The organism is Pseudomonas weihenstephanensis (assembly GCF_016812185.1).
GTDB classification, from domain to species: domain Bacteria; phylum Pseudomonadota; class Gammaproteobacteria; order Pseudomonadales; family Pseudomonadaceae; genus Aquipseudomonas; species Aquipseudomonas weihenstephanensis.
Window position 1 is genome coordinate 47,550 of record NZ_JAAEBV010000008.1, and the last position, 26,303, is coordinate 73,852.

20 protein-coding genes and 1 riboswitch are annotated in these 26,303 nt (G+C 59.9%); of the genes, 3 read left to right on the top strand and 17 right to left on the bottom strand.

Features of this window, described 5'->3' with window-relative positions:
• Positions 1 to 116: 116 nt before the first annotated feature.
• On the bottom strand, positions 117 to 2,273 hold the full coding sequence (locus tag GYN01_RS20485; RefSeq protein WP_048402490.1) for a TonB-dependent siderophore receptor: 2,157 nt from the start codon (positions 2,271 to 2,273) through the stop codon (positions 117 to 119).
• Positions 2,274 to 2,635: 362 nt separating this feature from the next.
• On the opposite strand from GYN01_RS20485, the gene GYN01_RS20490 reads away from it, so the two are divergent.
• Complete coding sequence (locus tag GYN01_RS20490) at positions 2,636 to 3,832, top strand: sugar transporter (RefSeq protein ID WP_048402489.1); 1,197 nt, start codon at positions 2,636 to 2,638, stop codon at positions 3,830 to 3,832.
• Positions 3,833 to 3,876: 44 nt separating this feature from the next.
• Here GYN01_RS20490 and mntP read toward each other — a convergent pair whose 3' ends face one another.
• A complete protein-coding gene (gene mntP, locus GYN01_RS20495) occupies positions 3,877 to 4,446 on the bottom strand; it encodes a manganese efflux pump MntP (RefSeq protein WP_203307690.1) in 570 nt (189 codons plus the stop codon).
• 7 nt (positions 4,447 to 4,453) lie between these two features.
• Positions 4,454 to 4,623: riboswitch (yybP-ykoY riboswitch) on the bottom strand.
• A 151-nt stretch (positions 4,624 to 4,774) separates the two neighbouring features.
• Between mntP and GYN01_RS20500 the strand changes: the two genes are divergently transcribed.
• The gene (locus tag GYN01_RS20500) at positions 4,775 to 5,905 is read left to right on the top strand and encodes a metallophosphoesterase (RefSeq protein ID WP_203307691.1); all 1,131 of its coding nucleotides are present in this window, start codon (positions 4,775 to 4,777) and stop codon (positions 5,903 to 5,905) included.
• On the opposite strand, the gene GYN01_RS20505 is transcribed toward GYN01_RS20500, so the two are convergent.
• The 7 genes from GYN01_RS20505 to GYN01_RS20535 all read right to left on the bottom strand — a co-directional run bounded on the left by GYN01_RS20505 (position 5,902) and on the right by GYN01_RS20535 (position 13,523).
• Positions 5,902 to 6,345 (bottom strand): YqaA family protein, encoded by a 444-nt coding sequence (locus GYN01_RS20505; RefSeq protein WP_048365855.1) that lies wholly within the window; start codon positions 6,343 to 6,345, stop codon positions 5,902 to 5,904. The genes GYN01_RS20500 and GYN01_RS20505 overlap by 4 nt on opposite strands.
• Before the next feature lie 104 nt (positions 6,346 to 6,449).
• Complete coding sequence (locus GYN01_RS20510; RefSeq protein WP_048402486.1) at positions 6,450 to 7,703, bottom strand: ferredoxin reductase family protein; 1,254 nt, start codon at positions 7,701 to 7,703, stop codon at positions 6,450 to 6,452.
• 126 nt (positions 7,704 to 7,829) lie between these two features.
• Positions 7,830 to 8,729, bottom strand: coding sequence for an alpha/beta hydrolase (locus GYN01_RS20515; protein WP_048365853.1), 900 nt, complete (start codon positions 8,727 to 8,729; stop codon positions 7,830 to 7,832).
• A gap of 18 nt (positions 8,730 to 8,747) precedes the next feature.
• On the bottom strand, positions 8,748 to 10,994 hold the full coding sequence (locus tag GYN01_RS20520; protein WP_203307692.1) for a TonB-dependent siderophore receptor: 2,247 nt from the start codon (positions 10,992 to 10,994) through the stop codon (positions 8,748 to 8,750).
• Between the two features lie 168 nt (positions 10,995 to 11,162).
• Positions 11,163 to 12,512: a HAMP domain-containing sensor histidine kinase gene (locus GYN01_RS20525; protein ID WP_203307693.1), complete on the bottom strand. Its 1,350-nt coding sequence runs from the start codon at positions 12,510 to 12,512 to the stop codon at positions 11,163 to 11,165.
• Positions 12,512 to 13,210, bottom strand: coding sequence for a response regulator transcription factor (locus tag GYN01_RS20530; protein ID WP_203307694.1), 699 nt, complete (start codon positions 13,208 to 13,210; stop codon positions 12,512 to 12,514). The genes GYN01_RS20525 and GYN01_RS20530 overlap by 1 nt, the downstream gene beginning before the upstream one ends.
• A gap of 85 nt (positions 13,211 to 13,295) precedes the next feature.
• The gene (locus GYN01_RS20535) at positions 13,296 to 13,523 is read right to left on the bottom strand and encodes a hypothetical protein (protein ID WP_238936362.1); all 228 of its coding nucleotides are present in this window, start codon (positions 13,521 to 13,523) and stop codon (positions 13,296 to 13,298) included.
• 327 nt (positions 13,524 to 13,850) lie between these two features.
• Here GYN01_RS20535 and GYN01_RS20540 point away from each other — a divergent pair, with 327 nt between their 5' ends.
• The gene (locus GYN01_RS20540) at positions 13,851 to 15,905 is read left to right on the top strand and encodes a c-type cytochrome (RefSeq protein ID WP_203307695.1); all 2,055 of its coding nucleotides are present in this window, start codon (positions 13,851 to 13,853) and stop codon (positions 15,903 to 15,905) included.
• Positions 15,906 to 15,971: 66 nt separating this feature from the next.
• On the opposite strand, the gene mrdA is transcribed toward GYN01_RS20540, so the two are convergent.
• The 8 genes from mrdA to arnC all read right to left on the bottom strand — a co-directional run bounded on the left by mrdA (position 15,972) and on the right by arnC (position 25,999).
• Complete coding sequence (gene mrdA / locus GYN01_RS20545; protein WP_203307696.1) at positions 15,972 to 17,864, bottom strand: penicillin-binding protein 2; 1,893 nt, start codon at positions 17,862 to 17,864, stop codon at positions 15,972 to 15,974.
• Between the two features lie 150 nt (positions 17,865 to 18,014).
• Positions 18,015 to 19,622: an ArnT family glycosyltransferase gene (locus tag GYN01_RS20550; RefSeq protein WP_203307697.1), complete on the bottom strand. Its 1,608-nt coding sequence runs from the start codon at positions 19,620 to 19,622 to the stop codon at positions 18,015 to 18,017.
• A gap of 103 nt (positions 19,623 to 19,725) precedes the next feature.
• Positions 19,726 to 20,127: a 4-amino-4-deoxy-L-arabinose-phosphoundecaprenol flippase subunit ArnF gene (arnF, locus tag GYN01_RS20555; protein ID WP_048365845.1), complete on the bottom strand. Its 402-nt coding sequence runs from the start codon at positions 20,125 to 20,127 to the stop codon at positions 19,726 to 19,728.
• Positions 20,124 to 20,468 (bottom strand): 4-amino-4-deoxy-L-arabinose-phosphoundecaprenol flippase subunit ArnE, encoded by a 345-nt coding sequence (gene arnE / locus GYN01_RS20560; protein ID WP_048365844.1) that lies wholly within the window; start codon positions 20,466 to 20,468, stop codon positions 20,124 to 20,126. Before arnE ends, arnF begins: the two co-directional genes overlap by 4 nt.
• A complete protein-coding gene (gene arnT / locus GYN01_RS20565; RefSeq protein ID WP_203307698.1) occupies positions 20,465 to 22,117 on the bottom strand; it encodes a lipid IV(A) 4-amino-4-deoxy-L-arabinosyltransferase in 1,653 nt (550 codons plus the stop codon). Before arnT ends, arnE begins: the two co-directional genes overlap by 4 nt.
• Entirely contained in the window at positions 22,114 to 22,998 is an 885-nt protein-coding gene (gene arnD / locus GYN01_RS20570) for a 4-deoxy-4-formamido-L-arabinose-phosphoundecaprenol deformylase (protein WP_203307699.1), read from the bottom strand. Before arnD ends, arnT begins: the two co-directional genes overlap by 4 nt.
• A complete protein-coding gene (gene arnA / locus GYN01_RS20575) occupies positions 22,998 to 24,989 on the bottom strand; it encodes a bifunctional UDP-4-amino-4-deoxy-L-arabinose formyltransferase/UDP-glucuronic acid oxidase ArnA (protein WP_203307700.1) in 1,992 nt (663 codons plus the stop codon). Before arnA ends, arnD begins: the two co-directional genes overlap by 1 nt.
• Positions 24,986 to 25,999: an undecaprenyl-phosphate 4-deoxy-4-formamido-L-arabinose transferase gene (gene arnC, locus GYN01_RS20580; RefSeq protein ID WP_203307701.1), complete on the bottom strand. Its 1,014-nt coding sequence runs from the start codon at positions 25,997 to 25,999 to the stop codon at positions 24,986 to 24,988. The genes arnA and arnC overlap by 4 nt, the downstream gene beginning before the upstream one ends.
• Positions 26,000 to 26,303: the final 304 nt, after the last annotated feature.

Here is a 26,303-nt window from a genome sequence, read left to right on the forward strand (position 1 = left end):
TAGGTTGAGCGCTCTATGCGCTAAAGTCCTTGTTGATTTAGCGGGACCTGCTGACCCGCGTGATAGCTGGCCAGTGTCACCCACGCGAGATTCAAAGCGCAGTGCACGCGTGAAGCTTAAAAATCGATTGAAGCACTCAACCGGGCTGTTAGCGGTGCGCCCTGGAACACGTAGTTGTCGCCCATGTAGTCGCCGACATCGCGCCAGTAACGCTTGTCGAACAGGTTGTCGACGGTCAGGCGAAACACCGTGTCGTACCCTTCGATGCGGGTGCTGTAGCGGCTACCCATGTTGAACACCGCATAACTGGCCGCCTGCACGTTGCCCTGTTGGTTGGCGTATTTTTTGCCGCTGTATTGCACGCCGCCGAGCAGCGCCAGGCCATCGACCCACGGCAGGGCGTAATCGCCATAGAGGCTGGCGCGCAGGGTCGGGACGTTGAGGGTTTGATGGCCCTCGTACTCGGGCGTGCCGCTACCCGATACCCGTGAGCGGATGGCCGCAACACTTGCAGACACCTGCAAGCGCTGAGTCACCCAGCCGTTAGCCGCCAATTCCAGGCCGGTGTTTTTCTGCTCGCCCTGCTGCACGTAGGTGAAGTGGCCAGCGCCATCGGGTTGCGAATACGAGTACGCCTGGCGCATCTGGAACAGCGTGGCGCTGAGGCTCAGGCGCTGCCAGTCGTACTTGAGCCCGGCTTCGATCTGGCGCGACACACTGGGCGCCAGGATCTCGAAGGCATTGCTGGCAAACCACGGCGCCGTGCCACCCAGCGACAAGCCTTTGCTGTAGCGGGTGTAGAGCGACAGGTTGTGCAGCGGTTTGTAGATCAGCGCTGCCTGCGGCAGGAATTCGTAGCGTTGGGTGTGGCGCGTGGTGTCACCGCTGTCGTCGAAGGTTTTTTCATCCAGGCGTACTTCACGCCCGCCCAATACGGTTTGCCATTGCTCGTTGAAGCTGATGCGATCGTTGAAGAACACCCCATATTGGCGGCTGTCGAGGCGTCGGTGGCTGTCGTTCAAGGCACCGTTGTAGCGCGGGTAGTCTGCGGGTTCGGCGTTGATATTAGCGCTGCCGATCCACTCCATGATCGAGGTGCGGTTATTCACTACGCGGCGCAAGGCGCTGCTGCCCACCGTCAATTCATGGCGCAGGCCGCCCGTATTGAAACTGCCGCTGAGGGTGGCTTGGGCCTCGTCGTTGCGCCGAGTGTCATCGGGGCTGCGGAAGTCGTAAATGTCGTAGCCGCCTTCCGGGGTGAAATAGTTGCCTTGTGAGCACGCGTCGCCTGTCGCGCATCCGCCCCAGGCAAAGGCGCTGTAGTCGTCGATCACCACTTTGCTGCGTGAGGCGCTGAGGGTGCCTTTCCAGTTGTCGCTGAAGCGGTACTCAAAGTTGCCGTTCATGTTCAGCGAGTCGATGGTGACGGGCTTTGAGCCGCTTTGATGGCCCAGCAGTTTTTTTGGCGAGGCGTCATGGGGCAGTTCAGTGCCGCCCAGCAGTTGGTAACCGGGCACTGAACGTTGTTCTTTGGTCTGGTATTCGACATCCAGTTGCAGCAGCGCATCAGGGCTGATGTTCCAATCGAAGGCCAGCGACACGAAATCGCGCTGGCCATTGGCGTGCTCAACGTAAGAGTGGATGTCTTCATGGGCCACGTTGGCGCGCAGGCCAAATTGTTGCTCACTGCCAAACCAGCCGCCGACGTCGGTGGCGATGTAACCGCTACCACGCTCGTCGGTGGACACCGTTACCGAGCGCACATCGGCTGCGCGTTTGGTCACATAGTTGACCAAACCGCCGGGTTCCGACATGCCGGTTTGCAAGCCAGAAAGGCCTTTGAGCAGTTCCACTTGCTGCTTGTTCTCAAGCCCGACGTTTTGCTCGCCAGCGATGGTGCGCCCGTTGATTTTGTAGCTGCTGGCCGCGTTCAGCGAGAAACCGCGCACGACAAAGTTCTGGTAATAACCGATGGGGGCATAGCTTTCGCCGACCGACGCGTCATTTTTTAACACGTCGCTGAGCAGGCGCGCCTGTTGGTCGTTGATCAGCGCCTCATTGAACACCGAAATCGAAGCCGGGGTGTCGAGCAACGGTGCCGCGTCAAACCCGCCGACCGATGCCGTGTCGGCCTGATAGCCCATGCTGTCCTGGCCGGTGACCGAAATGGCGGGTAACTCGGTTTCACCGGCGTGAGCCGTTTGCACGGCGCTGGTGACCAGCAGGCTGAAACTCAAGGCATTGAATGCAAGACGCGGCGAAGGCTTGACCATGAACACTCCTGAACAGCCCCGCGCCTGCTGGCCTGTGCACGCTGGCGCCGGCACGGGGAGATGTTGCCTGGCTGGTTGCCAGATCTTTGAGGCGCGCAGGGTAGCATCTCTGGGCTGCGCACTAACCTGTTTGGGGTAGTGCACGGTTGACGCGGGGCACAGGCACCCGTGCGACAAAATGTCTCGCGCGCTCAATCGATGTGCACTAACGTTTGGGGCAGATGCCTATAGAATGCCGCACTGTGTGGCTCAGGCGGCTGACCCGCTGCGCATGGCACGTGTTGTGAATGCAAAAAGCATGTGCCGGGGAGGTCGAGTCATGGGCCTGTTAGATCATCGATAGCGAGTAGTACACCCTTTAAATGAGCACTCCCAACGTTTCATCCAATGCCAATTGGCAACCGGTCATCGCGCTGGCGCTGGCCGCGTTTGTGTTCAATACCACCGAATTTGTGCCCGTGGGCCTGCTGAGTGCGATAGGTGCCAGTTTTGATATGACCACCGCCAGTGTCGGGCTGATGCTCACGATTTATGCGTGGGTCGTGTCGCTGACCTCGCTGCCGATCATGTTGCTGACGCGCAACGTGGAGCGGCGCAAGTTGCTGTTGATCCTCTTTGGCATGTTTATCGCCAGCCATGTGCTGTCCAGTGTGGCGTCCAACTTCGGCATCCTGATGCTCAGCCGAATTGGTGTCGCGTTGTCCCATGCACTGTTCTGGTCCATCACCGCGTCGTTGGCGGTGCGTCTGGCGCCAGAAGGCAAACAGGTGCAAGCACTGGGCTTATTGGCGACCGGCACCTCACTGGCAATGGTCTTGGGGATTCCGCTGGGCCGACTGCTGGGCGAGGCGATGGGCTGGCGCACCACATTTTTGGTGATTGCCGGTTTTGCCGTGGTGTTGGTGTTTTGGCTGGCGCGAACGTTGCCGCTGTTGCCGAGCCAAAACTCGGGCTCGCTCAGAAGCTTGCCGGTGCTGTTCAAGCGTCCGGCGCTGGTGGCCGTTTACGTGCTGACCGCGATGGTGGTCACCGCGCAGTTCACCGCTTACAGCTACATCGAACCGTTCATTCAGACCGTGGCGGGGATGAGTGGCAATGTGGTGACGATCATTTTGCTGCTGTTTGGCGGCGCCGGGATCATTGGTTCGCTGTTGTTCAGCGTGTTGCATCGCCATAGCCCGCAACGCTTTCTGGTGGTTGCCGTGTCAGTGCTGGCCGTGTGCCTGGCGTTGCTGTTGCCGCTCAGTGGTAAAGAGTCGTATCTGGCCACGTTAAGCCTGTTCTGGGGCATGGCTATCATGTGCTTCGGGTTGGCGTTGCAATCGCGGGTGCTGATGCTGGCACCTGATGCCACGGACGTGGCGATGGCCATGTTCTCCGGCATCTACAACATTGGTATCGGGGGCGGGGCACTGCTGGGCAGTTGGGTCGGCGCAAACGCGGGTTACGCCTACATTGGCGTAACCGGCGGCGGACTGGCGGGTGTGGCCTTGGCGATTTATTGCGTGAGCATGTACCGGATCAGCCGTTCTGCCGCACACAGCACGCCGCAAGACTGAGTGTCGAAGCCCCTGCCGCGATGGCGGCAGAGGCTTCACGTGGCTTACACCGCGCTCAAATGTTCATACAGGATGGTCGCGCCCACCAACATCAACACCACGCCGCCGATGATTTCGGCGCGCTTGCCGACCCAACTGCCCAGCGCACGGCCGAGCAAGGTGCCGATCACGACCATAGTCATGGTCGCCAGGCCGATGGCTGCCGCCGCGACCCAAATGTTCACCTCCACAAACGCCAGGCCGACGCCCACGGCGAGCGCATCGATGCTGGTGGCAATGGCTGTGAGCACCAGAACCCAGAACGAGTGCTGCGCGGGCTTTTCTTCGCTTTGTTGGTCGTCGGGTTTAACCCCGTTGTACATCATGTACAGCCCCAACCCCAGCAGCAGGGTGAAGGCGATCCAGTGATCCCATTGGGTGACATAACTGCTGGCGGCCTGGCCGATGGCCCAGCCAATCACGGGGGTGATGGCTTCGATCACACCAAAAATCAATCCGGTGCGCAGGGCTTGGCTGAAACGCGGTTTATGCAGGCTGGAACCTTTGCCAATGGCCGCAGCAAAAGCGTCCGTCGACATGGCAAAGGCGAGAAAAATCAAGGCAATTGGGTTCACGGCTATGGTCCAGTCGGGCGCAAGACAACGACATGACACTGCGCGCCCGACTTCAGCACAGGTATGACGTTGGTCTCGCAAATCCTGACGGATGCCCTGGCCACGGCTGGTTGCCGAGAATGTTGACCAGAGCGCCGCCACGTAAATGGCGACCTGCTACTCCCCAAAGAGGCGCGTAGCATAACAGCCAGGTGTGAAAATTGTGTGAAGCCTGCCCCTCAGCCAATGCCTGCGCGGTATTCACAATGAGACGGGCGAACGGTTGCAATGACATCACCGGCTTGTCACTCTCTGCGCCGTACACCTCAGGTCTGGACAGGAAATAAGCATGTTTCATGTGGTTACTGCATTCATCGCGCTGTATGTAATGGTGCGCTTCATCTGGCCATTGCGTGTCAGCCTGCCCTGCAAGTGGGTGCTCAGCGCGTTGCTGTTGCTGGTGGCCGAGCATCACCTGATCACCCGCAATGTGTTTGGCAGCATGGCGTCGCCCGAACTACCCGGTGAGGTGTTGATTGCGCTGGGCTGGGCGTTTGGCAGTCTGATCGTGCTGGCACTGCTGCTGTTAGTGCGCGATGTGATCGGCTTGCTGACGTATTTTGTCTCACCTCAAAACGGTCGTGAACTGCTGCGCAATCGGCGCCTGAATGCCGCTCTGGGCATCATCAGCGTCGGCTTGTCGTTATTGGGCGTGTGGCAAGCGATACGCGTGCCGGATGTAAAAAACATTGAAGTCACGGTGCCGCATTTGCCGCCGCAAATGGACGGCTTGCGGCTGGTGCAACTGACCGACCTGCACGCCAGCCGACTGCTGCAAGCGCCGTGGATGCAGGCGGTGGTCGAAAAAACCAATGCCCTGCAACCGGATCTGATTGTGATCACCGGCGACCTGGTGGACGGTACCCCGCAAGCCCGTGCAGCCGATGTGCAACCCTTGCAGCAGCTCAGCGCCCGGTATGGCGTGTTTGCCATCCCCGGTAACCACGAATACTACGTTGACTACGTACACTGGTTGCCCGCGTTCGAACAGTTGGGCCTGCACATGTTGCTCAATGACCACGTGCTGGTGACCCATAACGGTCGGCAATTGGTACTGGCGGGTATCACCGACAAAGCGGCGGCGACCACGAGGTTACCGTTGCCGGACGTAGCCGCAGCCCTGCGCGATGCTCCGCAGGATGCCCCGGTCATCCTGCTCAGTCACCGCCCCATTGGCGCCCTGGCCAATGCCAGGCAAGGCGTCGGTCTGCAACTGTCGGGGCACACCCACGGCGGCCAAATCCTGGGGCCGCATCTATTGGCGCAATGGGCCAATCAGGGGTTTGTCTCGGGACTTTACGATGTGCAAGGCATGCAGCTTTACGTGAGCAACGGCACCGGGTTGTGGAACGGCTTTCCGATTCGGCTGGGTCGTGCGGCAGAAATCACTCACATCACCCTGCGCGCGCCAGCGCCCTAAGCGTTAATCCAGCCCAGCGTAAGGGCGGTTAACACTGCATACCGAGCCGCTTTGGCCAGCGTCACAATCAGCAAAAACCGCCAAAGCGGCTCGCGCATCACCCCGGCGATCAGGGTCAGAGGATCGCCAATGATCGGCACCCAACTGAGCAGCAACGACCAGCGGCCATAGCGCAGATAAAACTGCTGCGCTTTTTCAAGCTTTGTTTGGCTCACGGGAAACCAGCGCTTGTGACGAAAGCGCTCGACCGAGCGCCCCAGTAGCCAGTTGAACACCGACCCCAGCACATTGCCGAGTGTGGCGACGATCAACAGCACCACCACGCTGTAGTGGGCCGACACCAGCATGCCCACCAGCACCGCTTCGGACTGCATCGGCAACAGGGACGCCGCGCCAAATGCGGCGAGGAACAGCCCGATGTAACTGGTGAACTCGAACACTCAAAATCGCTCTGGCAGCTATGCAGCGCAGCCTTTTAGCATCAAATGGCATCTGCTGCCCATAAAAAAGGCGCTGCCTGAGCAGCGCCTGTACACCTTTACCCTCAGCGAAACTCAAACAACTCCACATGCAGATTCTTCTCGGGCACGCCGCACTCGCGCATCAGTTCGCGAACCCGCAGCAACAAGCCTTTTGGACCGCAGAAGCTGACATGCACCGTTGCCGGTGAAGTGTGGTTAAGGGCCTGGCGCAGGTGCGCGGCCAGTTGCTCGGTGCCCCCGCTATTGGCCACGAATGCCACGCCTCGTTGTTCGGCCACCTGTTGCAGTTGTTCGGCAGGCGGGAAGGCGCGGGCAGGGTTGAAGCAATAGATCAGGGTGGCGGCGTCGAAACGCTCGCCGTGCGGGTCTTGCAACCAGGCGATAAAGGGCGAGATGCCGACGCCTGCGCCAATCCAGATTTCCTTTGCCGCTTTGGCCGGGCGTTTGAAGCGCCCGTAAGGCGCGTAGAGGTCGGCAATCATGCCGATTTTGACCTGCTCGCGTAAGGCTTGGGTGTAGTCCCCCAAGGCCCGGATCACGAACTCAAGGTGGCCGTTTTCACGGTGGGCGCAGGCGATGGTGAAGGGGTGAGGCTCGCGCAGGCCTTTGTCCTTGAACGACAGAAACGCGAACTGACCGGCCTTGAAGGCAAAGCCTTTATCGATGGGGGCCAGGGTCAAGTGCACGGCGCCTTTGTCGCTGCGCACGTTGATCACGCGGTATTCACCGGCACGCGCCACGAACGGGTACAGCAGCAGCTTGTACAGCGCCGCTAATACGCCCAGTACGCAGAGCACGCCCAGCCAAATGCCCGCAGGGCTGAGCAGGGTGATGGGGGATTTGAAGCTCAGACCGTGCAGGATCACGATCAAAAACAGCGGGCCGGACAGTTTGTGCCACCAGCGCCATACGCTGTAGGGGATATTGCGGTTCAAGGCGAGCAGCACAATCATGCCCAGCGCGACGTAGCTCAACTGACGCACCATGCGCGTCCAGTATTTGGACAGCTCCACAATGGGCACGCTGTTCCACACCTCCAGGTTGGCTTTGAACACCAAATGGTACGAGGCAAACACCAGCGCCCAGATGCCCAGCCATTTGTGGGTGTCGTAGACACGGTCGAGGCCGCCGAACAGGTTTTCCACCACGCGCCAACGGCTGGCCAGCAGGCAAGACACGGCCATATACGCCAGCGCCGTGGCGCCGAGGATCAGACTCAGTGTGGCGGAGGTCAGCCACGTGTCAGCGGGGATTTCCAGCAGCAGTGTCAGTGCCGTTATCAACAAAATACCAACCAGCCAGTGCCAGTTCTTCACGGGGGTACTCCCATCATCAATCCGTTGTGCCTAAGACTGAAAACCGGCCCTCCTTGGGGTTTCAGGGAGGGCGGAGTCTAACGGGATGCGCGAAGAGGCCTGTGATCTCGGTCAAGCCAGGCCCGATTAGTCGATGTACAGCGTGTGCAGCACGTAGCGCAGCGAAGCGGGCAGGGTTTGGCCGTGACTCATGCCTTTGAACGGGTGGAACTGCACGTTCAGCCCCTCGATACCTTGTAAATCCGTGACCAGTTGCTGCATCCGTTGATCGGGGGGGCCGCTGGTTGGCGCTCTCGGGTTGCCGGGTTCATCGGTGCCGCGCATCAACAACACCCCGGTTGTGTGACCCGCCCTGCGGGTTTTCAAGTCTGCGACCTGTTGGGCTGCGATACCGTCGCCCCACCACAATGACGGGCTGGCGGCAGCATAGTGAGCGAACTCGCCGGGGCGGGTCAGCAGTGCGTGCAGCACCAGCAAACCGCCGTACGAGTGGCCCCACAGGGTTTGTTGTTCGAGGTTGATGGGCGCTTTGGCCGCTACGGCGGGGCGCAAGCGATCACGCAGCAAGTCAAGGAACGTATCGGCGCCGCCGCTGGGAAGACCGGTGAGGGGATCGCTCTGCGCCTTCAAACCGGCGCGCGCAGGCGTGTAGTCGTATGTGCGGGCCGTGCGCTCAATGCGCAGCGGCGTGTCATACCCCACCGCTACCAGCAGCGGAGCCTGACCGTGGGCCAGGCGACTGAGCAACTCAGCATCCAGTGCACCGACGGCCGCGTTGCCATCGAGCATCCACAGCACCGGGAAGCCGGTTTTGGGGGCGGCAGTGGCCGGGCGCCCGATCCACAGTTGGTAATGGCGCTGGCCATCCGCCGAGTCAATCAGTAACCGGCTGAAGCGGTAATCCAGGTCCTTGCGTTGCAGCAACCGGGTGTCCATTGGGGCGTCCAGCGCAGGCCGGGCCTGCGCCGCGAACCCTGGCAGTGCCAGGGCAAGCAGCAACGCCAGAGGGAGCGAGAGGTGTCTCATCAGGCGATCTCGTCAGGTTTAGAACGATGCAGTCAGGCTGGTGTAGAGCGTGCGCCCCGGTTCGTTGTATGTAGCGGCACCGGCACCTGCGATGTTGTTCACGCCTTGGGCGTTGCCTTCGCGGTACAGGCGCTTGTCGAACAGGTTATCCACGCCTGCGGTCACGCTCAGGTGGCGGGTGATCGCATAAGTGCCACTCACACCGGCAATGGCGTAGGGCGCGAGCGGGTTGTTGGCGGTGCCCGTGACGCGATCACCGTGGTAGTCGTATTTTTTCGGTGTTTGCTTGCCGTACCAGGTCGCGCTCATTTGCAGCGACAGGTCTTGCGTGGCTTGCCAGTCCAGCATCGAATTCACCGTGTAGCGCGGGGTCACGGACAGGTAGTCGCCCGTCTGTTTGTTTTTAGATTGCAGCATGTAGGTGAAGTTGTTGGTCCATTTCAGTTGCTCGGCCAGCGGCAGGGTCAGCGTGCCTTCCAGCCCTTCGACCAGCGCTTTGGGGACGTTTTCCCACTGGTAGATCGCTGCATTGGCATATTCGCCTTTACCGCCACTGGCCTGACCAATCGGACTCAGGCCCGATTCGATCTTGTTTTTGTAGTCGTTGCGAAAATACGTCAGGCCCGCGACCACGCCGTTGTCCTTGTATTCGATGCCCAGTTCCTTGTTGACGCTGGTTTCGGCCTTAAGGTCGGCATTGCCTTGCAGGTAGCAACTGGTGCTCTGGCCATAGCAACCCTGGCCACGGCTGTACAGCAAGTAGTCGGGGTTGAGCTGGTACAGGTTCGGTGCTTTGTAGGCACGGGCGATACCGGCTTTGAGGGTCAAGGTGTCGGTCAGCGCGTGGGACAGGTTCAGCGAGGGGCTCCAGTTGTTCCCGACCACGTTGTGGTGATCCAGGCGCAGCCCCGGTGTGAGCATGGTGCCGGGTAACAGCTCGATGTTGTCTTCGGCAAACAGCGAGAAGATCCGCGCCGACGATGCGGTGCTGCGGTTGCTGCTGCTCAGGCCACCGACGGTGCCACCTTCGCGGGTGGTTTGGGTGTTGGCACTCGGGTCATCGAGTTTTTGCTCAGTCCACTCGGTGCCCAGGGTCAGGGTTTGATCCAGCCCGGCGTGCAGCGGCAAGTTGATTTCGCCGTGGGCCGTCAGGTCACGCAGCACGGCGGTGTAGAAGTTGGTGTCGCTGAAAATCCCTTCGGTGCCGCCGGCCAGCCCTTCGTTGAGGCGAGCGTTGCGGGTCTTTTCATACTGGATAAAGGCCATGCTATTGCCCACCTCCCATTCGCCGCGATGGGTCAGGGCGTAGGTCTGGCGGTAGGTGCGATTGGTTTCGTGGCCGAGCATTTTTTTCACGTTGGCGTTGCTGTTGGTGTTTTGCGTATCGCCGGTGTAGAGGTTGCCTTGGCGGCTGAAACCCGCTTCGAAGTCCAGCGTCTGGTCCGGGGTCATGCGCCAGCTCAGTAGGCCATTGACGTCTTTGTTGCGTACCCCTTCGCGGCCTGCGGGCAGGGTGCCGGCCTGATTGGCGCTGCGCGCCGATTGGTGACCGGCGTTGATGTCCCAGTCATCGGGATCGGTCTTGGCGATGTTGCCGTACACGCGGTAGCTGAGGTTCTCGGTCAGGGGGCCATTGAGGCCGAAGTTCATGCGCTGCGTTGCGCCTTCGTCCTTGTGCTGTGGGAACGAGGTGTACACGGTCACGTCGCCGTGGGTCTCGGCGCCTGCCTGCTTGGTGATGATATTGACCACACCACCGGCGGCACCGTTGCCATAACGGGCGGCGGCGGGGCCGCGCAACACTTGGATCTGCTCAACCTGATCGGCCGGCACCCAGTTGGTATCGCCACGGCTGTCGCGTTCACCGCGCCAGCCGTAACGCACCGAGTTGCGGCTGTTGACCGGTTTGCCGTCCACCAGAATCAGGGTGTTTTCCGGGCCCATGCCACGGATGTCGATCTGGCGGTTATTGCCGCGTTGCCCACTGGTGGAGTTGCCGGTGAGATTGACGCCGGGCATGGTGCGGATGATCTGCGAAAGGTCATTGGCCGCAGGGCGCTTTTTGATGTCTTGGGCGGTAATGATCGACACGCCGGGGGCCTGTTTGGTTTCTTCCTGCGCCGTGGCGATCACGTTGGTGTTACCCAGTTGCAGCGCGGGTGGCGCAGTGTCTTCGTCTGCGAGGGCGGCGTGAACAGCACTGCTCAACAACCAGCAACCGGACAACACAAAAGGGGCGATTGGGCGCAACACACGTAACGACATCGGTGATCTCCGGGACGGCCTGATACAAGAAGATCACGAATGATAATGACTGCTAATTGAGAGTAAAGCGCATTAACTTTCTAAACACTTGTGCCGCGTGCGAAGCGCGTACAGCTCGCCCCCCAATGTTGCGCCGCCATGCTGGCGTTTTAAGCAACAACGCCGTCCTCAGCCACCCTCAGCCTGCGCTGCCGGTAATAGCAGGTGCATGCACAGCCCCGGCCGCTCATTGGTGGCCCACAACCGGCCTTGTTGCAGTTCAATGGCCCGCTGGGCAATCGCCAGCCCCAGGCCGAAGCCTTCGCCCACGCATCCGGACAGCCGCTGATAGGGCACAAACAGCGTGTCCAGCTCATCAGGGGGCACACCGGGTCCCTCGTCCTTCAGGCACAGATGCCACGCATCGCCTTCGCGCCACCCGCTCAGGGTCACTTTGCCTTGCAGCGGCGAATGGCGGATGGCATTGCGCAGCAGGTTTTCCAGTGCCTGGGCCAGGCTGTCGAGGTTGGCGTTGACGCAACAGTCGGTGCCCAACAGGCAAGGCATGCGGTCAACGGGCCATTGGCTTTCGAAGCCGGCGTCTTCACGCAGCGCTTCCCAGACCGACAGCACCAGCACCGGCTCGCGGCTCAGTTGCGGGCGTTCAGTGTCCATCCACGCGAGGTTGAGGGTGTCTTCGAGCAAATGCTGCATGTCATCGATTTCACGGTCCAGGCGTTGGCGCAGTTGCGCGTTCGGTAACTGACTGTCGTGGGCGATGCGCAGGCGCGCCAACGGCGTTCGCAGTTCGTGAGACAGGGTACGCAACAGCAAACGTTGCTGATTGAGGCTGTTGCGCAAGCGGCGGGCCATGTGTTCGAAGGCGTGTGCCAATTCGCCCAGTTCGTCGCGACGATGCATCAGGTCCAGTGGCGCCTGGCTGTCGAGGTCGTCAGCGCGCAACGCGTCGGCGCGATCACGCAGGCGGTTGAGCGGCACCACCAGTTGGCGGTAGAGCAACACGCCGAGTAACGCCGCCAGCAGGGTCGGCATCACGCCGTGGCTGAAAACATGGGTCCAGGCGGTCAGGCCGTTGGGCAGCAAGCGCTCGGGTAGCTGAATCACCAATTGGCCCTGTTGCGGGTGGTCCGGGAACGGAATGCTGACGTAGGGCAGTTCATCCATCAGGCGGCGGCTCATGGGCCAGTCGAGCTTGCGCATGAACGTCAACTGTTGGTAATGCGCGGGGGTAACAGGCGTCTTGCTCAGGCTTTCAAGTCGTGGGCCAAGCACCGCGACCCAGGTTTGTTCGCGGGCAGACAATCGCTCGGTGAAGCGCTCCAGCCCGTCGGTGCCTTGCTCGCGCCAGATGTCCTGGGCCTGTTGCGCGTAATCGCGCAGATAGTCGCGCTCCTGGGCAGACAGAAAATAGGTGCTGCGCTCGGCCGACAGCCCCCAGATCCAGATGAACCAGGTCAGTAGCAGGCAAAAGCTGATTTGCAGCAACGCCAGTTTCCACAACAACGGATGACGGCGCATCAGGCGGGTTGCGACTCGATCAAGATGTAGCCCTGACTGCGCACCGATTGAATTTGCAGATGTTGCACGCCGACAGCGGCGAGCTTGCGCCGCAGGTTACACACATGCACATCCAGCCCCCGATCCAGCCGCGTGTAAATACGGTGCAGTACCTGCTGATACAAAAAAGCTTTGCTCAAGGCCTGGCCGCCATGTTCGCGCAAGGTCATCAGCAGGCGAAATTCCGAGCCGGTGAGCCCGGCGCAGCGGCCCGCGTGGAGCACGTCCTGCGCCTCGTCATCGTAGGTCAGCGCACTGTCGAGTTTTTGCACAGTGCGTTGGGCCTGCATGGCCATGCGCCGCAGCAGGGCGTCGGTGCGCGCATCCAGTTCGGCGAGGCTGAAAGGTTTGGGCAAGTAATCATCCGCGCCGCGGGTAAAGCCGCTGATGCGGTCCTGCTCGTTGCCCAGCGCCGACATCAGCATCACGGGCACGTTTTGATGCGTGCGCAAGGTTTCGAGCAGGCTCAGGCCGTCAAGGCCGGGCAACATAATGTCCAGCAGCACCAGGTCAAAGGGTTGGCTTTGCAGGGCATTCAAGCCCTGGGTGCCATCGACACAGGCGGTCACGGCAAAGCCGCGTTGCAATAAGTGACGTTCAAGGTCATGGCGCAACCGAAAATCGTCTTCGACAAGCAGCAGATGAGGGGAGGTTCGCATAAGGCACTGATTGAGAACGTTTAACATTCGCGAATATCCCACCCTTGGCGATGCTGTGCAATTGCTATCAATGACGCGAGGCTGTTTAGTCCGGCAAATACTGGTCGCTGACAAAGCCCGAGTAATCCGCTGACACGCTCTCGATTTTGCCTTGGTCCTTGAGGAAAGCGGCAGTTTGCGCAAGGTCTTTGGCCGTGCCAGCGCCCAGCAGTCGGGCGGATTTTTGCTCTTGGGTGGAAGGGAAGTGTGCACCTTGCAACAACTCGGGGATGTCGTGTGCATTGGCACCGGTCAGGGCGGCGATCTTCTGCACGTTGGGCGAATCGGCGGTCCAGTCCGCCTGATGGGCGTTGTAAGTGGACGCAGGGACATGGGCGCAACCTTGAACTGAGGTGTTTATAAGGTGAGTCCGGCGGTCCGGTGGGCTGAATCTAAGTGCTTTAAATCAAAGGGGAAAATACCGTTTTGAAACTAGCTTAGAGCGTGCCGCGTGCCCATCGATCGCCGCCTGCATGATCCGGGTCAACCGTAGCCGCATCAGAACCGGTTACAAATGCTGGGTGAGGAGTTCATAACAAAAAACGAGCACGGCCCGTGCCGAGGGGACCACCCCAGGCCGGTGCCTTAAAGGAATATCGCCATGATTTTCAAGTGTGCGCGTCTAGCCACGGTCGGCCTGACGCTTCTTTACGCCTGTCAAACCCCTGCCAGCGAGCCGACAGCGGCAGCGCCCAGCGTCAACAACGCAGACACCGACCTGATACAACGCGGCCAATACGTGGCCCAGCTCGGCGACTGCATTGCCTGCCACACCGCCAAAGGTGGGGCCGTGATGGCCGGTGGCCTGGAGCTGAAAACGCCCATGGGCACGATCTACTCCAGCAACATCACCCCGGATCCCGAGACCGGGATTGGCCGCTACAGTTTTGAACAGTTCGACACGGTGATGCGCGAAGGCATAACGCCTGCGGGTGAAAACCTGTACCCGGCCATGCCTTATCCGTCGTACGCGAAAATGAGCGAAGACGACATGCGTGCGTTGTACGCGTATCTCTTGCAAGACGTAACCGCGGTCAAACAGGCCAACCTGCACGCCGACATGAGCTTCCCGTTCAATCAGCGCTGGGGCCTGTCGCTGTGGAACTGGATGTTTGTGGATGCGCAGCCGTTCACCCCGGACCCGTCCAAAAGTGAGGTGATTAACCGCGGTGCCTATCTGGTGCAAGGGCTGGGGCACTGTGGTTCGTGCCATACGCCACGCGGCCTCGCGTTCCAGGAAAAAGCCCTGAGCGACGCTGGCAGCCGCGGCAAACATTACCTCGCGGGGGAAACCGTCGAAGACTGGCGCGCCTTGAGCCTGCGCAACCTGTGGACCGTCGAAGACACCGTGCAACTGCTCAAGACCGGGCAAAATCGTTTTGCCACGGTCTCGGGCAACATGGCGGACGTGATCCACCACAGCACGCAACACTTCACCGACGCGGACCTGACGGCAATTGCCAGCTACTTGAAATCGCTGCCGCCGGGCAAGGACGATCTGCCCATGCCGTCAGTGGCCATCGCGCCCGCCACAGCGCCGGACACGCTGTTCACCACCCGTGGCGGGCTGGGTTATACGCAGTTTTGTGCCGACTGCCATCGCCCGGACGGTGGCGGGGTAAAAGGCATGTTCCCACCGCTCAATGGCAACCCCGGCATTCTGGCGTCCAACCCCGCGACGCTCCTGCACATCACCCTCACCGGTTGGAAAACGGCTGAAACGGCGGCCCATCCACGGGTCTGGACCATGCCCGGGTTCGCGCGGCTGGCAGACGATGAAATCGCCGAGATTCTGAGCTTTGTGCGCAGCAGTTGGGGCAATGACGCGCCCGCCATCAAGCCCGCGCAAGTGGCCCACATGCGCAAGCAATTGAACCCGGATACCCACGACACCCGTGCATTTGTCACCCCGCGGCTGGCCAACCTGCTAACAGCCTCCAATGCTGATCAAGTGGTGCGCGGCATGCGCCTGCACCTGCAAACCAAAGCCTTGCTGCCCGATAACGTAGGCAATGCGCTCAATTGCACCAGTTGCCATTTGAACGCCGGCACGGTGGCCGATGGCTCACCCTTCGTTGGCGTGTCAGCGTTCTTCCCCGGCTATGCGCCGCGTGCGGGTAAACAAATCACGCTCGAAGAACGCATTAATGGCTGTTTTCGTCGATCTATGGATGGCAAGCCGTTGGCGGTGACATCGCCTGATATGCAGGCCATGGTTGCGTATTTCGACTGGATGAAAATGAACACAGCGCCCGGCGACAAAGTGGCGGGCCGAGGAGTGGGCAAGGTGGATCCGGGCATCAAGCCGGACATGGGCAACGGCAAAGCGGTGTACGTCAAGCAATGCGCGGTGTGCCACGGTGACAACGGGCAAGGTTTGATACACGCGGACGGCGGTTTTATTTTTCCGCCGTTGTGGGGTGACGAGTCGTTCAACATCGGTGCCGGGATGGCGCGTACCTACACCGCTGCGGCGTTCGTCAAACGCAACATGCCGATTGGGTTCCATGAACAGTTCCCGCTGGGGCAGGGCGGCTTGTCGGATCAGGAGGCGGTGGACGTGGCGGCGTATTTCTCGCACCAGCCACGGCCGGACTTCCCGGACAAGGTCAAGGATTGGCCGAATGGGGGTAAACCGGTGGATGCGCGGTACTGAGATCAAAGCCCCTCCCCCAACCCCCACCCTGCGCGAGAGGGTTGGGGGGAGGGTGGCGGTCTTCATTCACACATGCGCATTGCCATGCTTGAGCTGCGGGCTGGCGTATTGCGGTTTCAGAGCGCCCTGATTGTCGAGCAACCAGGCATCCATCACTTTGCGCACCACCGGTCCTGCTACACGCCCACCGGCTTCGCCGTTTTCAATCATCACCGAGATCACGATCTGCGGGTCTTCAGCCGGTGCAAAGCCGACAAACAGCGCGTTGTCGCGATTACGCTCGGCCGTCTTCAACCGGTTGTAACGCTCGCCCTGTTTGATCGCCACCACTTGCGCCGTACCACTCTTGCCCGCAATGCGGTATTGCGCGCCGGTGGCTGACGCCCGTGCAATGCCTCGCGCATCGTGCATCACCAATTGCATGGCATGGTTGACCTGCTCCCACTCCTTGGGATCGTGCAGCACGATATTGGCCATCGGGTGTTCATCCACCGGCGGCGCGCCATCGATGGTGCGCGCCAGGTGCGGGCGGTTCCACACGCCTTTGTTGGCAATCAGCGCCGTGGCCTGCGCCAACTGCAATGGCGTGACCTGCATGTAACCCTGGCCAATGCCCAAAATCACCGTTTCGCCAGGGAACCAGGCTTGGCGTCGTGTGCTGCGCTTCCATTCACGCGAGGGCATCAACCCCGAAGATTCCTCGAACATGTCCAGCGAGACTTTTTGCCCCAGGCCAAACATCGACAGGTAATCGTGCATGCGATCAATCCCCAGCTTGGAGGCCAGGTCGTAGAAGTAGGTGTCATTTGAACGCATGATCGCCGCATTCAAATCGACCCAGCCATCCCCGCTGTGGTTCCAGTTACGGTATTTGTGCTCCACGTTCGGCAACTGGAAGTAACCGGGGTCGAACACCCGGGTCGAGGCTGAAATCACGCCGCTGTCGAGTCCGGCAATCGCCACTTCGGGCTTGATTGTCGAGCCGGGCGCATACAGGCCACGCAACGCGCGGTTGAACAGCGGTTTGTCGATGGAGTCGCGCAGCCCCGAGTAATCCTTGGCGCTGATGCCGGTCACGAACAGGTTGGGGTCGAAGCTGGGTTTGCTGACCATCGCCAGCACTTCGCCGGTTTTCGGGTCCAGGGCGATGATCGAGCCGCGCCGGTCGCCCAACGCGTCTTCGGCCGCTTCCTGCAATTTGATGTCGAGGCTGAGCACGATGTTTTTGCCCGGCACCGCATCGGTGTGGCGCAGCACCCGCATGACGCGGCCCTGGGCGTTGGTTTCAACTTCTTCAAAGCCGACAGTGCCGTGCAACGCGTGCTCGTAAAAACGCTCGATACCGGTTTTACCTATCGATTGCGTGCCCCGGTACTCGGCGGGGTTCAGCTGTTTGGCTTCTTTCTCGTTGATGCGGCCCACATAACCGACCGAATGTGCGAAGTGATCACCCTGGGGGTAGTGGCGAACGAACTGCGCCTCAACGTCAATGCCCGGTAGACGGTACTGATTGACGGCCAACAGGGCGATCTGCTCCTCCGTCAGTTCGTAGAGCAGGGTCGAGGGGTCGAACGGGTGGCGGGCCTGTTTCATCGCCTTGGCAAACACGGCGCGGTCTTCTTCGGGCAAATGCAGGATGCTGATGACCGAATCCAGCACTTTGGCGCTGTCGCCCGCGCGTTCGCGGGTCAGGGTCATGTTGAAGCTGGGCTGGTTATCGGCCAGCAGCACGCCATTGCGGTCATAGATAAAGCCGCGTTCGGGCGGGATCGGCAACACGTGCACGCGGTTGTTTTCGGACACGGTGGAGTTGTAGTCAAATTCGGTGACTTGCAAGAAGTACATCCTGGCCACCAGCGCGCAACTGATCGCCAGCACCAGCGCCGCGCAGGCGATCAGTCTTTTATTGACCAGCCGTTTCTCGGTGTCGTGATCTTTAAGCGGGATCGGCTCGGGCATGGTTCAGGTGTCTCACATCAAAAAACGCAAATACCGCAGCCTGCCGATGAGAGGGTGGGCCACGAAAAGTCGGCGCACACCTTACCAGCACGCTGGAGAATAATCCGCTCTGCAACATGAAACTCGACAGGCTGTGCGCAGCCTCTGCGCTCATGGTTTTTTCAGCAGCACGTAATCATTTTTGTCAAAACGAGCGCTTAATACCGGCGCGGTATTACCCAACACGGTTCCTTGCAGGCGCTGGTAATCCTTACGGTCCATGACCACCCACGCGGGTCCGTTGATCGTGCCCAGCTCGGCGGCCGTTTGCGTGAACAGCGCCGACATGTCCTGGTTCACATTGACCATGAACTTGATGGCTTTGGCATCCTTGCCCATGCCATGCAGCACCAGCGGTGCGGGAGTGCGGTTGATCAGGCGCAGCGCCTGATGCGTGAATTCGCGGGTGTCGTACACGCTGCGCTCAAGCGGTTCATACACCATGATGTACGTCCCCCACACTGCGAAAACGGCACAGCCCGCCAGGCCAGTTACGCGCCATTGCGCCCTGAACAGCGCCCCGACGGCCAGCAGTTGCAACCCGCCCAACACAAAGAAGACCCCCTCCAGTGAGGGCACTTGCTCGTCGAAACGTTTGCGCGCAATCACCAGACCGACGATCAATAACCCCGGCAACAGTAAAAAAAGCCCCTGTATCAACCCGCGCAACAGCGCAAACACCCGGCCGTGCATGGCCTGGAAAGGGTAGGCCGCAATGATTGCTGCAAAGGGCAACATCGCCAGCACGTAGCGTGCTTTTTTGGCTTGGGGAATCGACAGACCGATCATCACCACCAAACCCGCCGCGACGCAGTATTTGACCAGTTGCAGCGCTGCGCCCGATGGATGGCGGCCAGTCACCAGCAGCGCCGCCAGGACCAAGGCCGCCAGTGGATAGGCCAACGCATAGTTACCCATGGAGCGGGTGAAGTAATACAACACGCTGCTGGCGCCTTCTGTGCCGTCCATACGCCCGGTGACTTGCATGCGGATCACTTCGTGGACGAAGGTTTGCCCGCCGCTGAGCCAGGCCAGTGTCAGCAGCAGGCCGATGCACGCCAGCAGCAGCGCCAGGGCCTGCAACCCGAGGCTGAACATCCGGCGCCCTTGGCCGCTGACCAGGTAGTAGCTGCAGAGCACGCCCGCAGGGATGACTAAACCGATAGGGCCACGAATGGCAAAGCCCACGACCAACAAGGCCAGTAACCCGGCATGGCGCCGCGGGGCCGCCAAATGGTCGTGGGCGTAGGCCAGGTAGAAGGCCCCCAGGCTCACCGCCGCGATCATTTGGTCCAGTGACACGGCACGTGTTTCGGTGATGAACGTCATGCTCAGCAGGAGCAGGGCAACACTCATTAGCGCCCATTGGCGGGAATGGGGCACCACCAGTCGATAGGTGAGGGTCACTGTGGTCGCGCTGGCAATGGCCGTCGGCAGCCACGCGCTGAGGCTGGTGACTTGGCCAAAAGGTGTGGACAGTAACCAGATGAACAAGGTCGAGGTGGCGCTGTAGTCCGGGTAGGGCTGGCCATAAGTGGTGGGGAAGAAACCGGGGCCGTGACGCAGCATCTCGTTGGCGAATAATACAAAGCGTGAGTCGAAGCCGATCGCCGCCTGGTTGTGCTCACCCAGGATGAACAGCAACAACGCCAGGGCGCCCAAGATCAAGGAGTGACGGTGTTGGACCTGTAAGGCGATGTTGGACGAGTAAGCAGGCATGCACCGTTCCTTGACTCAATAAAAAGCATAAAAAAACGCCGCCCTGGTCATCAGTCGCGGCGCCGTCAGTTTCTTAAGCCTGAGCCGCAGCACGCGGCCATGCTCACCGTGCGCGGTGGGGTGTGCGGCGCGAATTGATGGTCAGTACGCCACCTATCACCAGCGCCACGCCCAGGGTTTTGGACAACGTGAAGCTTTCATGGAATACCGGCAAGCTGGCGGCCAACAGGTACACCAATGCATAACTGACACTGAGCAACGAATAGGCGCGGCCCAAGGGCAAATCCCGCAGGGCCAGCAACCAGCAAAGCATCGACAGGGCGTAGGCCATGATCGCGCCCGTCACCACGGCCAGGGCGCTGAACGAAACATCCCCCTGTTTGATTGCGCTCAGCCATTGGGCAGGTTCGGGCAAGCGCGTCATGCTCCAGCGCATACCCAGTTGCGCCCCGCTCACCAGCAAGACGCTGGCACTGGCAAAGGTCAAGCCACGGCGCAGGCTCATGCGTGTTGCCCCAGCAAAACCACGCCGGCAATTACCAGCCCCACGCCACACCAGTGCCGCAGGTCGATGGTTTCTTTAAACAGGTAACGGGCGACCAGTGTGATCAGCACAAAATTGAGGCTGAGCATCGGGTAGGCAATGCCGACTTCCAGCCGCTGCAACACCAGCAACCACACCAGCAGCCCCAGCCCCAGGCACAGCAAGGCCAGCCACAACCAGGGGGAGCGCAGCTTGTGCGCCACCCCAAGGTCAACGTCGCGCCAGCTTTCGACCGCGTACTTTTGCGCGACTTGCCCCGCACACGTCAGCACACACGCCATGAGCAAGAGCGCCAGGGTCATGGGGTGATCTGCGGGAAAATCAGAATCACCATGTTGCCTTCGTCATACCGCTGCGCATCCTTGGGCAACCTGTCCATTTCATGGCTCTCGTCGCTGTTTTTGACCCGCATCACGACGCCCACCGGACCTTTTTGACGTGCGGCACTCAGCCAAGGGCCGATTTCGGCCAAACCGATGCTTTTACCTTTGGCGTCGTCGTACGTCAGGCCGTATTTCACTTCGCCCTGGGTGTTGTACAACGTCACATCCGGGCGACGCAGGCGCCAGGCCAACGCTGATGCCGCGCCCAAATCATTGCTGAGCAGGGTTTTGGCCTGTGACAGCTCTGCAAGATGCTCCAGCACAAACTGGTCGGGCATTTTGTTGTGCACCACGCTGCTGGGCATGCTGGCCGGCAGCAACAGCACCAGTACACCCATGCTCAGGGCCGGGGCGGCCCACAGCTTAAGCGGTCGCCACAGTTGCAAGGCCCCTGCACCGATCCAGGTCAGTAACACAATGACCAGCAACGCCACATGCTGCGGTTCGTTGTCGTAAAACGGTTTTTTGATCTGGAAGTAGATCAGGGCCAGCAAGGCGACACTGGCCAGCAACAGGTTGACCAGCGCATTGAACCGCAGCGCACCGGTTTTGGCCTGCTCAACACGCTGGATCAATGCAGGGCCCAGCAACAGGGCCAGCGGCAGCAGGCACGGCATGATGTAGGTCGGCAGCTTGCCTTTGCTCAGGCTGAACAAGGCCAGCGGCAACAGCATCCACAGCAGTACAAACACCACCTTGGCCTGATGCTTGTTGCGCCAGGCATCTTTGAACGTGACGGGCAGCAACGCAGCCCACGGCAGGCTGGCAACCACCATCAACGGCAGGTAAAACCACCACGGGCGCCCATGCTGAGCGTCTTCACCGGCGAAGCGGCGAATGTGTTCATGCCAGAAGAAAAAGCGCCAGTAATCGGGTTCCTGCGCATGCACCGCCAACACCCAGGGCAGCGACACCAATGCAGCGACCAACATTGCGAGCAGGCCGTATTTGACCATTTCTACAAAGCGTTTCTGCCAGATCATGTAGGGCAGGGCGATCAACACCGGTAACAGAAAAGCCAGAAAGCCTTTGGTCATAAAGCCCATGCCGCAGGCAAACCCCAGCACCGCCCAACTGATCGCCCGCTCACGCCGGGTGCTGCTGCCAATGGCAAACCACAAGGCTGCCAGGCTCAGGTTGACCCACCAGGTGAACTGCGGATCGAGGTTGGAGTAGCCGGCTTGCCCGGCAATCAAACCAAAGGTCATGTACACCAACGCGCAGGCGAAGCTCTTGCGCGGGTCGTTCCACAAGCGGCGCGCCACGGCGTACGCCAGCCACACACTCAGGCCGGTGGCGACGGCAGACGCAATGCGCACACCAAACAGGTTTTCGCCAAAAATCGCCTGGCCAATGGCGATCATCCAGTAACCGGCAATCGGCTTCTCGAAGTAGCGCAAATCCATGAAATGCGGCGTGACCCAATTACCATCGACCAGTATTTGCTGGCCGATTTGGGCGTAACGCGATTCATCAGGAATCCATAACCAGTGCGTGCCGAGCGGCACCAGGTAAAACAGCACGAAACCCAGAATCAGCAGGGGTATTGCCCAACGATTGAGGGTCATGGCTGCTGCACTCCCAACCAACCTTCACGGCCTTGCAGTACGCCACGGCTCAATTGCCCGGCGGGCACGCTCTCGAGATCAGCAGGCAGCATGTTGCGCAACGGCTGAAACTGGATATCGCGGGCGCGGGCTTGCGCCAGCAGTTGCCGGAAGTCGTTTGCCATAAGAATCCCTTCTACTTCTGCGTGGATGGTGTACGCGTTCAGCCGTTGCGGGCTGAAGCGATCAAGAATGTATGAATTGAAGTCGGCGGCACTTACGTGCGGCCCGACCACTTCATCGAATGTGGGTAAATCGACAGGGATTTGCGGCGCGCCCAGGCTGCCGTCGGCCAACCTTGGCCGAAATAGACTGTGCCCGCGGCAATCACTGTTGTAACGAAAACCAAACCTTTGCTTGGCCTCAACCACACGTTCATCGGCACGCCACCCGGCGGCAGCCGAGCACTCGACAGCCTGCCCGGTGATGTCGCTCAACGTGTCGACACCCAGGCGTATTTGCTCGATCAACTGTGCCTCGCTCCAGCGCCCGGTGTTGGCTTGCCAGCCGTGGTGATCCCACGCGTGCAAGCCCACCTCATGGCCTGCGGCCAGGGTCTGGCGCATCAAGTGCCCCAGATCCTTGCCGATCGGTTTGCCGGGCCAGGCGGTGCCGGCCAGCAAAATATCCCAGCCATACAAACTGGCGGCCTTGGAACGCATCATTTTCCAGAAGAACTGAGGCTTGATCAGCCGCCATAAATGGCGGCCCATGTTGTCCGGCCCCACGCTGAAAAAAAACGTGGCTTTGATCTGAGCTTCATCCAGCAGTTCGAGCAGTTGCGGAACCCCCTCACGGGTTCCGCGATACGTGTCGACGTCGATGCGTAGGCCTGCCTGCATTAGCGTTTTTCCGCGATTTCTACCATGGCCTCACGCAAGAAGAAGTCCAGCGTTTTACCAATGGTTTCGCTCAGTTCGATGGTGGGCGTCCAGTCAATCAAGCGACGGGCGTTTTCAATGCTCGGCTTGCGATGGCTGACGTCTTGGTAACCGGTACCGTAAAACGACTGGCTTTCCACGTCACGGAAACCGGCAAAGGGCGGGAAGTTATCACGCAACGGGTGCGCTTCAAACTGACGCAGCAACTCTTCACCCAATTGACGAATGCTGGCTTCGTTTTCCGGGTTGCCGATGTTGATGATCTGACCGTCACACTTGCCATCACGGTTTTCGATGATCCGCGCCAGCGCCTCGATGCCATCGGCCACGTCAGTGAAGCAGCGTTTTTGCTCACCGCCATCCACCAGACGAATCGGCGTGCCTTCCACCAGGTGCAAAATTAATTGGGTAATGGCGCGCGAGCTGCCCACCCGTGCCGAGTCCAGACGGTCAAGGCGCGGGCCCATCCAGTTGAACGGGCGGAACAGCGTGAACTTGAAGCCTTTTTGGCCATAAGCCCAGATCACCCGGTCGAGCAATTGCTTGGACACCGAATAGATCCAGCGCTGCTTGTTGATCGGGCCGACCACCAGATTGGAGGTGTCTTCGTCGAAGTTCTTGTCCTGGCACATACCATACACTTCGGACGTGGACGGGAAGATCACGCGCTTGTTGTACTTGACGCAGTAACGCACCAGCTTGAGGTTTTCTTCAAAGTCGAGTTCGAACACCCGCAACGGGTTGCGGGTGTATTCGATCGGGGTAGCGATGGCCACCAGTGGCAGCACCACGTCGCATTTTTTAATGTGGTACTCGATCCACTCGGTGTGGATGCTGATATCGCCTTCCACAAAGTGGAAATTAGGGTGGCTGCGCAGACGCTCGATGGCATCAGAGCCGATGTCCAGGCCATACACTTCGTAGCGATCGTCTTGCAGCAGACGCTCAGACAAATGGTTACCGATGAACCCGTTCACCCCCAGGATCAGTACGCGGGTACGACGCGCCGGGCGCCCGGACTCGCTGCCACGCAGTCGCGAGCCATCGACCAGACCCAGTTCACGGGCCAATTGCGGGCCGCTCAAATACAAGCCATCGGCGTTGCGTTGGCCGGCGTTAATGATCAGCGAGTCTTTACCGCAGGCAATGCGCAACGGATCGCAGCTGATCACGTGACCCGGTGCCATGCCGTTGTTGCCCGGCATCACTTCACTTGCCCACACAATCAATTGGTGTTCGCCCACCGCGCAGAAGGCGCCGGGGTACGGTTGGGTGACTGCGCGCACCAGGTTGAACAGTACTTCAGCCGGGCGCGACCATTGCAGCAGGCCGTCAGCGGCAGTGCGGCGACCAAAGTAAGTGGCTTTGGATTCGTCTTGCGGGGTTTCTTTAAGCTTGCCTTCGGGCAGCAATGGCAGTGCTTCGGCCAGCAATTTAGCGGCAGAATCACGCAGTTTGGCGTGCAGGCTCAGCGCCGTGTCCGAACGCTCGATGCTTACGCGTTGCTGGGCCAGAATGTCGCCTGCATCGGCGCGTTTGACCATGCGGTGCAAGGTGACGCCGGTTTCCGTTTCGCCATTGACCAGCACCCAGTTGGCCGGTGCGCGGCCTCGGTAGCGCGGCAGCAATGAGCCATGCAGGTTGAAGGCGCCGTGGCTGACACTCGCCAGCAACTCTTCACCCAGCAGATGGCGGTAGTAGAACGAGAACATGTACTGCGCATTAAGCTTGCGAATGCGCTCGATCCACAGGGGGTGGTTGGCGTCTTCGGGGGCGTGCACCGGGATGCCTTTGCGTGCGCACAATTGAGCGACCGATGCGTAAAAATTGTTTTCCTTGGGGTCGTCAGCATGGGTAAACACCGCGGCGATGTCATAGCCTGCATTGAGCAAGGCTTCGATGCCTGTGCAACCAATATCGTGATAGGCGAAAACAACAGCTTTCAAACTCATGATGGGACCTGCGTCGAAGAAGAGAGGGAAGTTGTGTTAGTTGAAACTGAAGCGGTGGCGGGTTCGGCGCGTACGATTTTTTCGATAAAGAATCGTGGCCGTGCCCGCACATCGCTGTACATGCGGCCCAGGTATTCCCCCAGAAGCCCCATGCCAATAAATTGGCCACCGGTAAACACAAACAGCACCGCAAACAGCACGAAGGTGCCGTCGCCTGCCCAGGTCGCGCCAAAGATCAAGCGCAGCACGATCAACATGATCGCGAACAGTCCACCCAGCAGCGCCATGCTAAAGCCGATAATGCTCAGCAGACGCAAAGGCGTGGTGGTCATGCAGGTCACCAGATCGAACATCAGGTTGATCAGGCGCATGGGGCTGTATTTAGAGTCGCCGTGTTCGCGCTCAGCGTGCTCGACCAGCACCTCGGTGGTGTGGCGGGCAAAGCTGTTGGCCAGAATCGGGATAAACGTACTGCGCTCACGGCAGGCGAGCATGGCGTCGACGATGGTGCGCCGGTAAGCGCGCAGCATGCAGCCGTAGTCGCTCATGGCAACCCCGGTTGAGCGCTGCACCGCAAGGTTGATCAAGCGTGACGGCCAGCGGCGCCAGGCCGAGTCCTGGCGGTTGTTGCGCACCGTGCCAACCACGTCATAGCCCAAGGCCGCCTGGGCCACCAGCCGCGGGATTTCTTCCGGCGGGTTTTGCAAGTCGGCGTCCAGCGTGATGACGACATCACCTTTGGAGTGTTCAAAACCGGCCATGATTGCGGCGTGCTGCCCGTAGTTACGGTTCAGAATGACCGCCACCACCGGGCTGCCTTCGCGTTCGGCGGCGTCCTGGAGGATTTGCGCCGACTCATCGCGGCTGCCGTCATCCACCAGAACAATTTCATACGGTTGGGTCAGTTGCGCGCAGGCCGCTTCGGTGCGACGCAACAACTCAGGCAAACTTTGTTCTTCGTTGTAGACCGGAATGACGATCGACACACACTGGATAGGGTAGGGTTTCAAAGTATTCGTTCCAGTCAGTTTCAATGGCACAAGACAACGGGGCTTCACGTGAAACAGTCACAGGACACAGCAGGTTCACGCGCCCAGAGGATTAAAGCTCATTGCGCAAAAAGGTAAAGTCATCGGGCTGCGTTATCTGCATGATTTCGTTGCGAACTTTTGACCCTGCTGTACAAGGACAGTGCATACGTTAAACGCACTTTTGTGAAAATCCTATGAAAGTCAGATCAACACATCGTGTTTCCAGAAACCAGACAGCTGCTATTCAGGAAAGTATTAACGGCGTCAAAACTTAATCCGAATG

What these genes read in the sequence shown, in the direction of transcription:
- arnT (WP_203307698.1), bottom strand. Translation starts at nt 22,117, where the DNA reads ATGACCCTCAATCGTTGGGCAATACCCCTGCTGATTCTGGGTTTCGTG.
- arnA (WP_203307700.1), bottom strand. Translation starts at nt 24,989, where the DNA reads ATGAGTTTGAAAGCTGTTGTTTTCGCCTATCACGATATTGGTTGCACA.
- GYN01_RS20525 (WP_203307693.1), bottom strand. Translation starts at nt 12,512, where the DNA reads ATGCGCCGTCATCCGTTGTTGTGGAAACTGGCGTTGCTGCAAATCAGC.
- mrdA (WP_203307696.1), bottom strand. Translation starts at nt 17,864, where the DNA reads ATGCCCGAGCCGATCCCGCTTAAAGATCACGACACCGAGAAACGGCTG.
- GYN01_RS20490 (WP_048402489.1), top strand. Translation starts at nt 2,636, where the DNA reads ATGAGCACTCCCAACGTTTCATCCAATGCCAATTGGCAACCGGTCATC.
- GYN01_RS20550 (WP_203307697.1), bottom strand. Translation starts at nt 19,622, where the DNA reads ATGCCTGCTTACTCGTCCAACATCGCCTTACAGGTCCAACACCGTCAC.
- GYN01_RS20540 (WP_203307695.1), top strand. Translation starts at nt 13,851, where the DNA reads ATGATTTTCAAGTGTGCGCGTCTAGCCACGGTCGGCCTGACGCTTCTT.
- arnF (WP_048365845.1), bottom strand. Translation starts at nt 20,127, where the DNA reads ATGAGCCTGCGCCGTGGCTTGACCTTTGCCAGTGCCAGCGTCTTGCTG.
- GYN01_RS20515 (WP_048365853.1), bottom strand. Translation starts at nt 8,729, where the DNA reads ATGAGACACCTCTCGCTCCCTCTGGCGTTGCTGCTTGCCCTGGCACTG.
- GYN01_RS20530 (WP_203307694.1), bottom strand. Translation starts at nt 13,210, where the DNA reads ATGCGAACCTCCCCTCATCTGCTGCTTGTCGAAGACGATTTTCGGTTG.
- GYN01_RS20520 (WP_203307692.1), bottom strand. Translation starts at nt 10,994, where the DNA reads ATGTCGTTACGTGTGTTGCGCCCAATCGCCCCTTTTGTGTTGTCCGGT.
- GYN01_RS20500 (WP_203307691.1), top strand. Translation starts at nt 4,775, where the DNA reads ATGTTTCATGTGGTTACTGCATTCATCGCGCTGTATGTAATGGTGCGC.
- arnE (WP_048365844.1), bottom strand. Translation starts at nt 20,468, where the DNA reads ATGACCCTGGCGCTCTTGCTCATGGCGTGTGTGCTGACGTGTGCGGGG.
- GYN01_RS20485 (WP_048402490.1), bottom strand. Translation starts at nt 2,273, where the DNA reads ATGGTCAAGCCTTCGCCGCGTCTTGCATTCAATGCCTTGAGTTTCAGC.
- arnD (WP_203307699.1), bottom strand. Translation starts at nt 22,998, where the DNA reads ATGCAGGCAGGCCTACGCATCGACGTCGACACGTATCGCGGAACCCGT.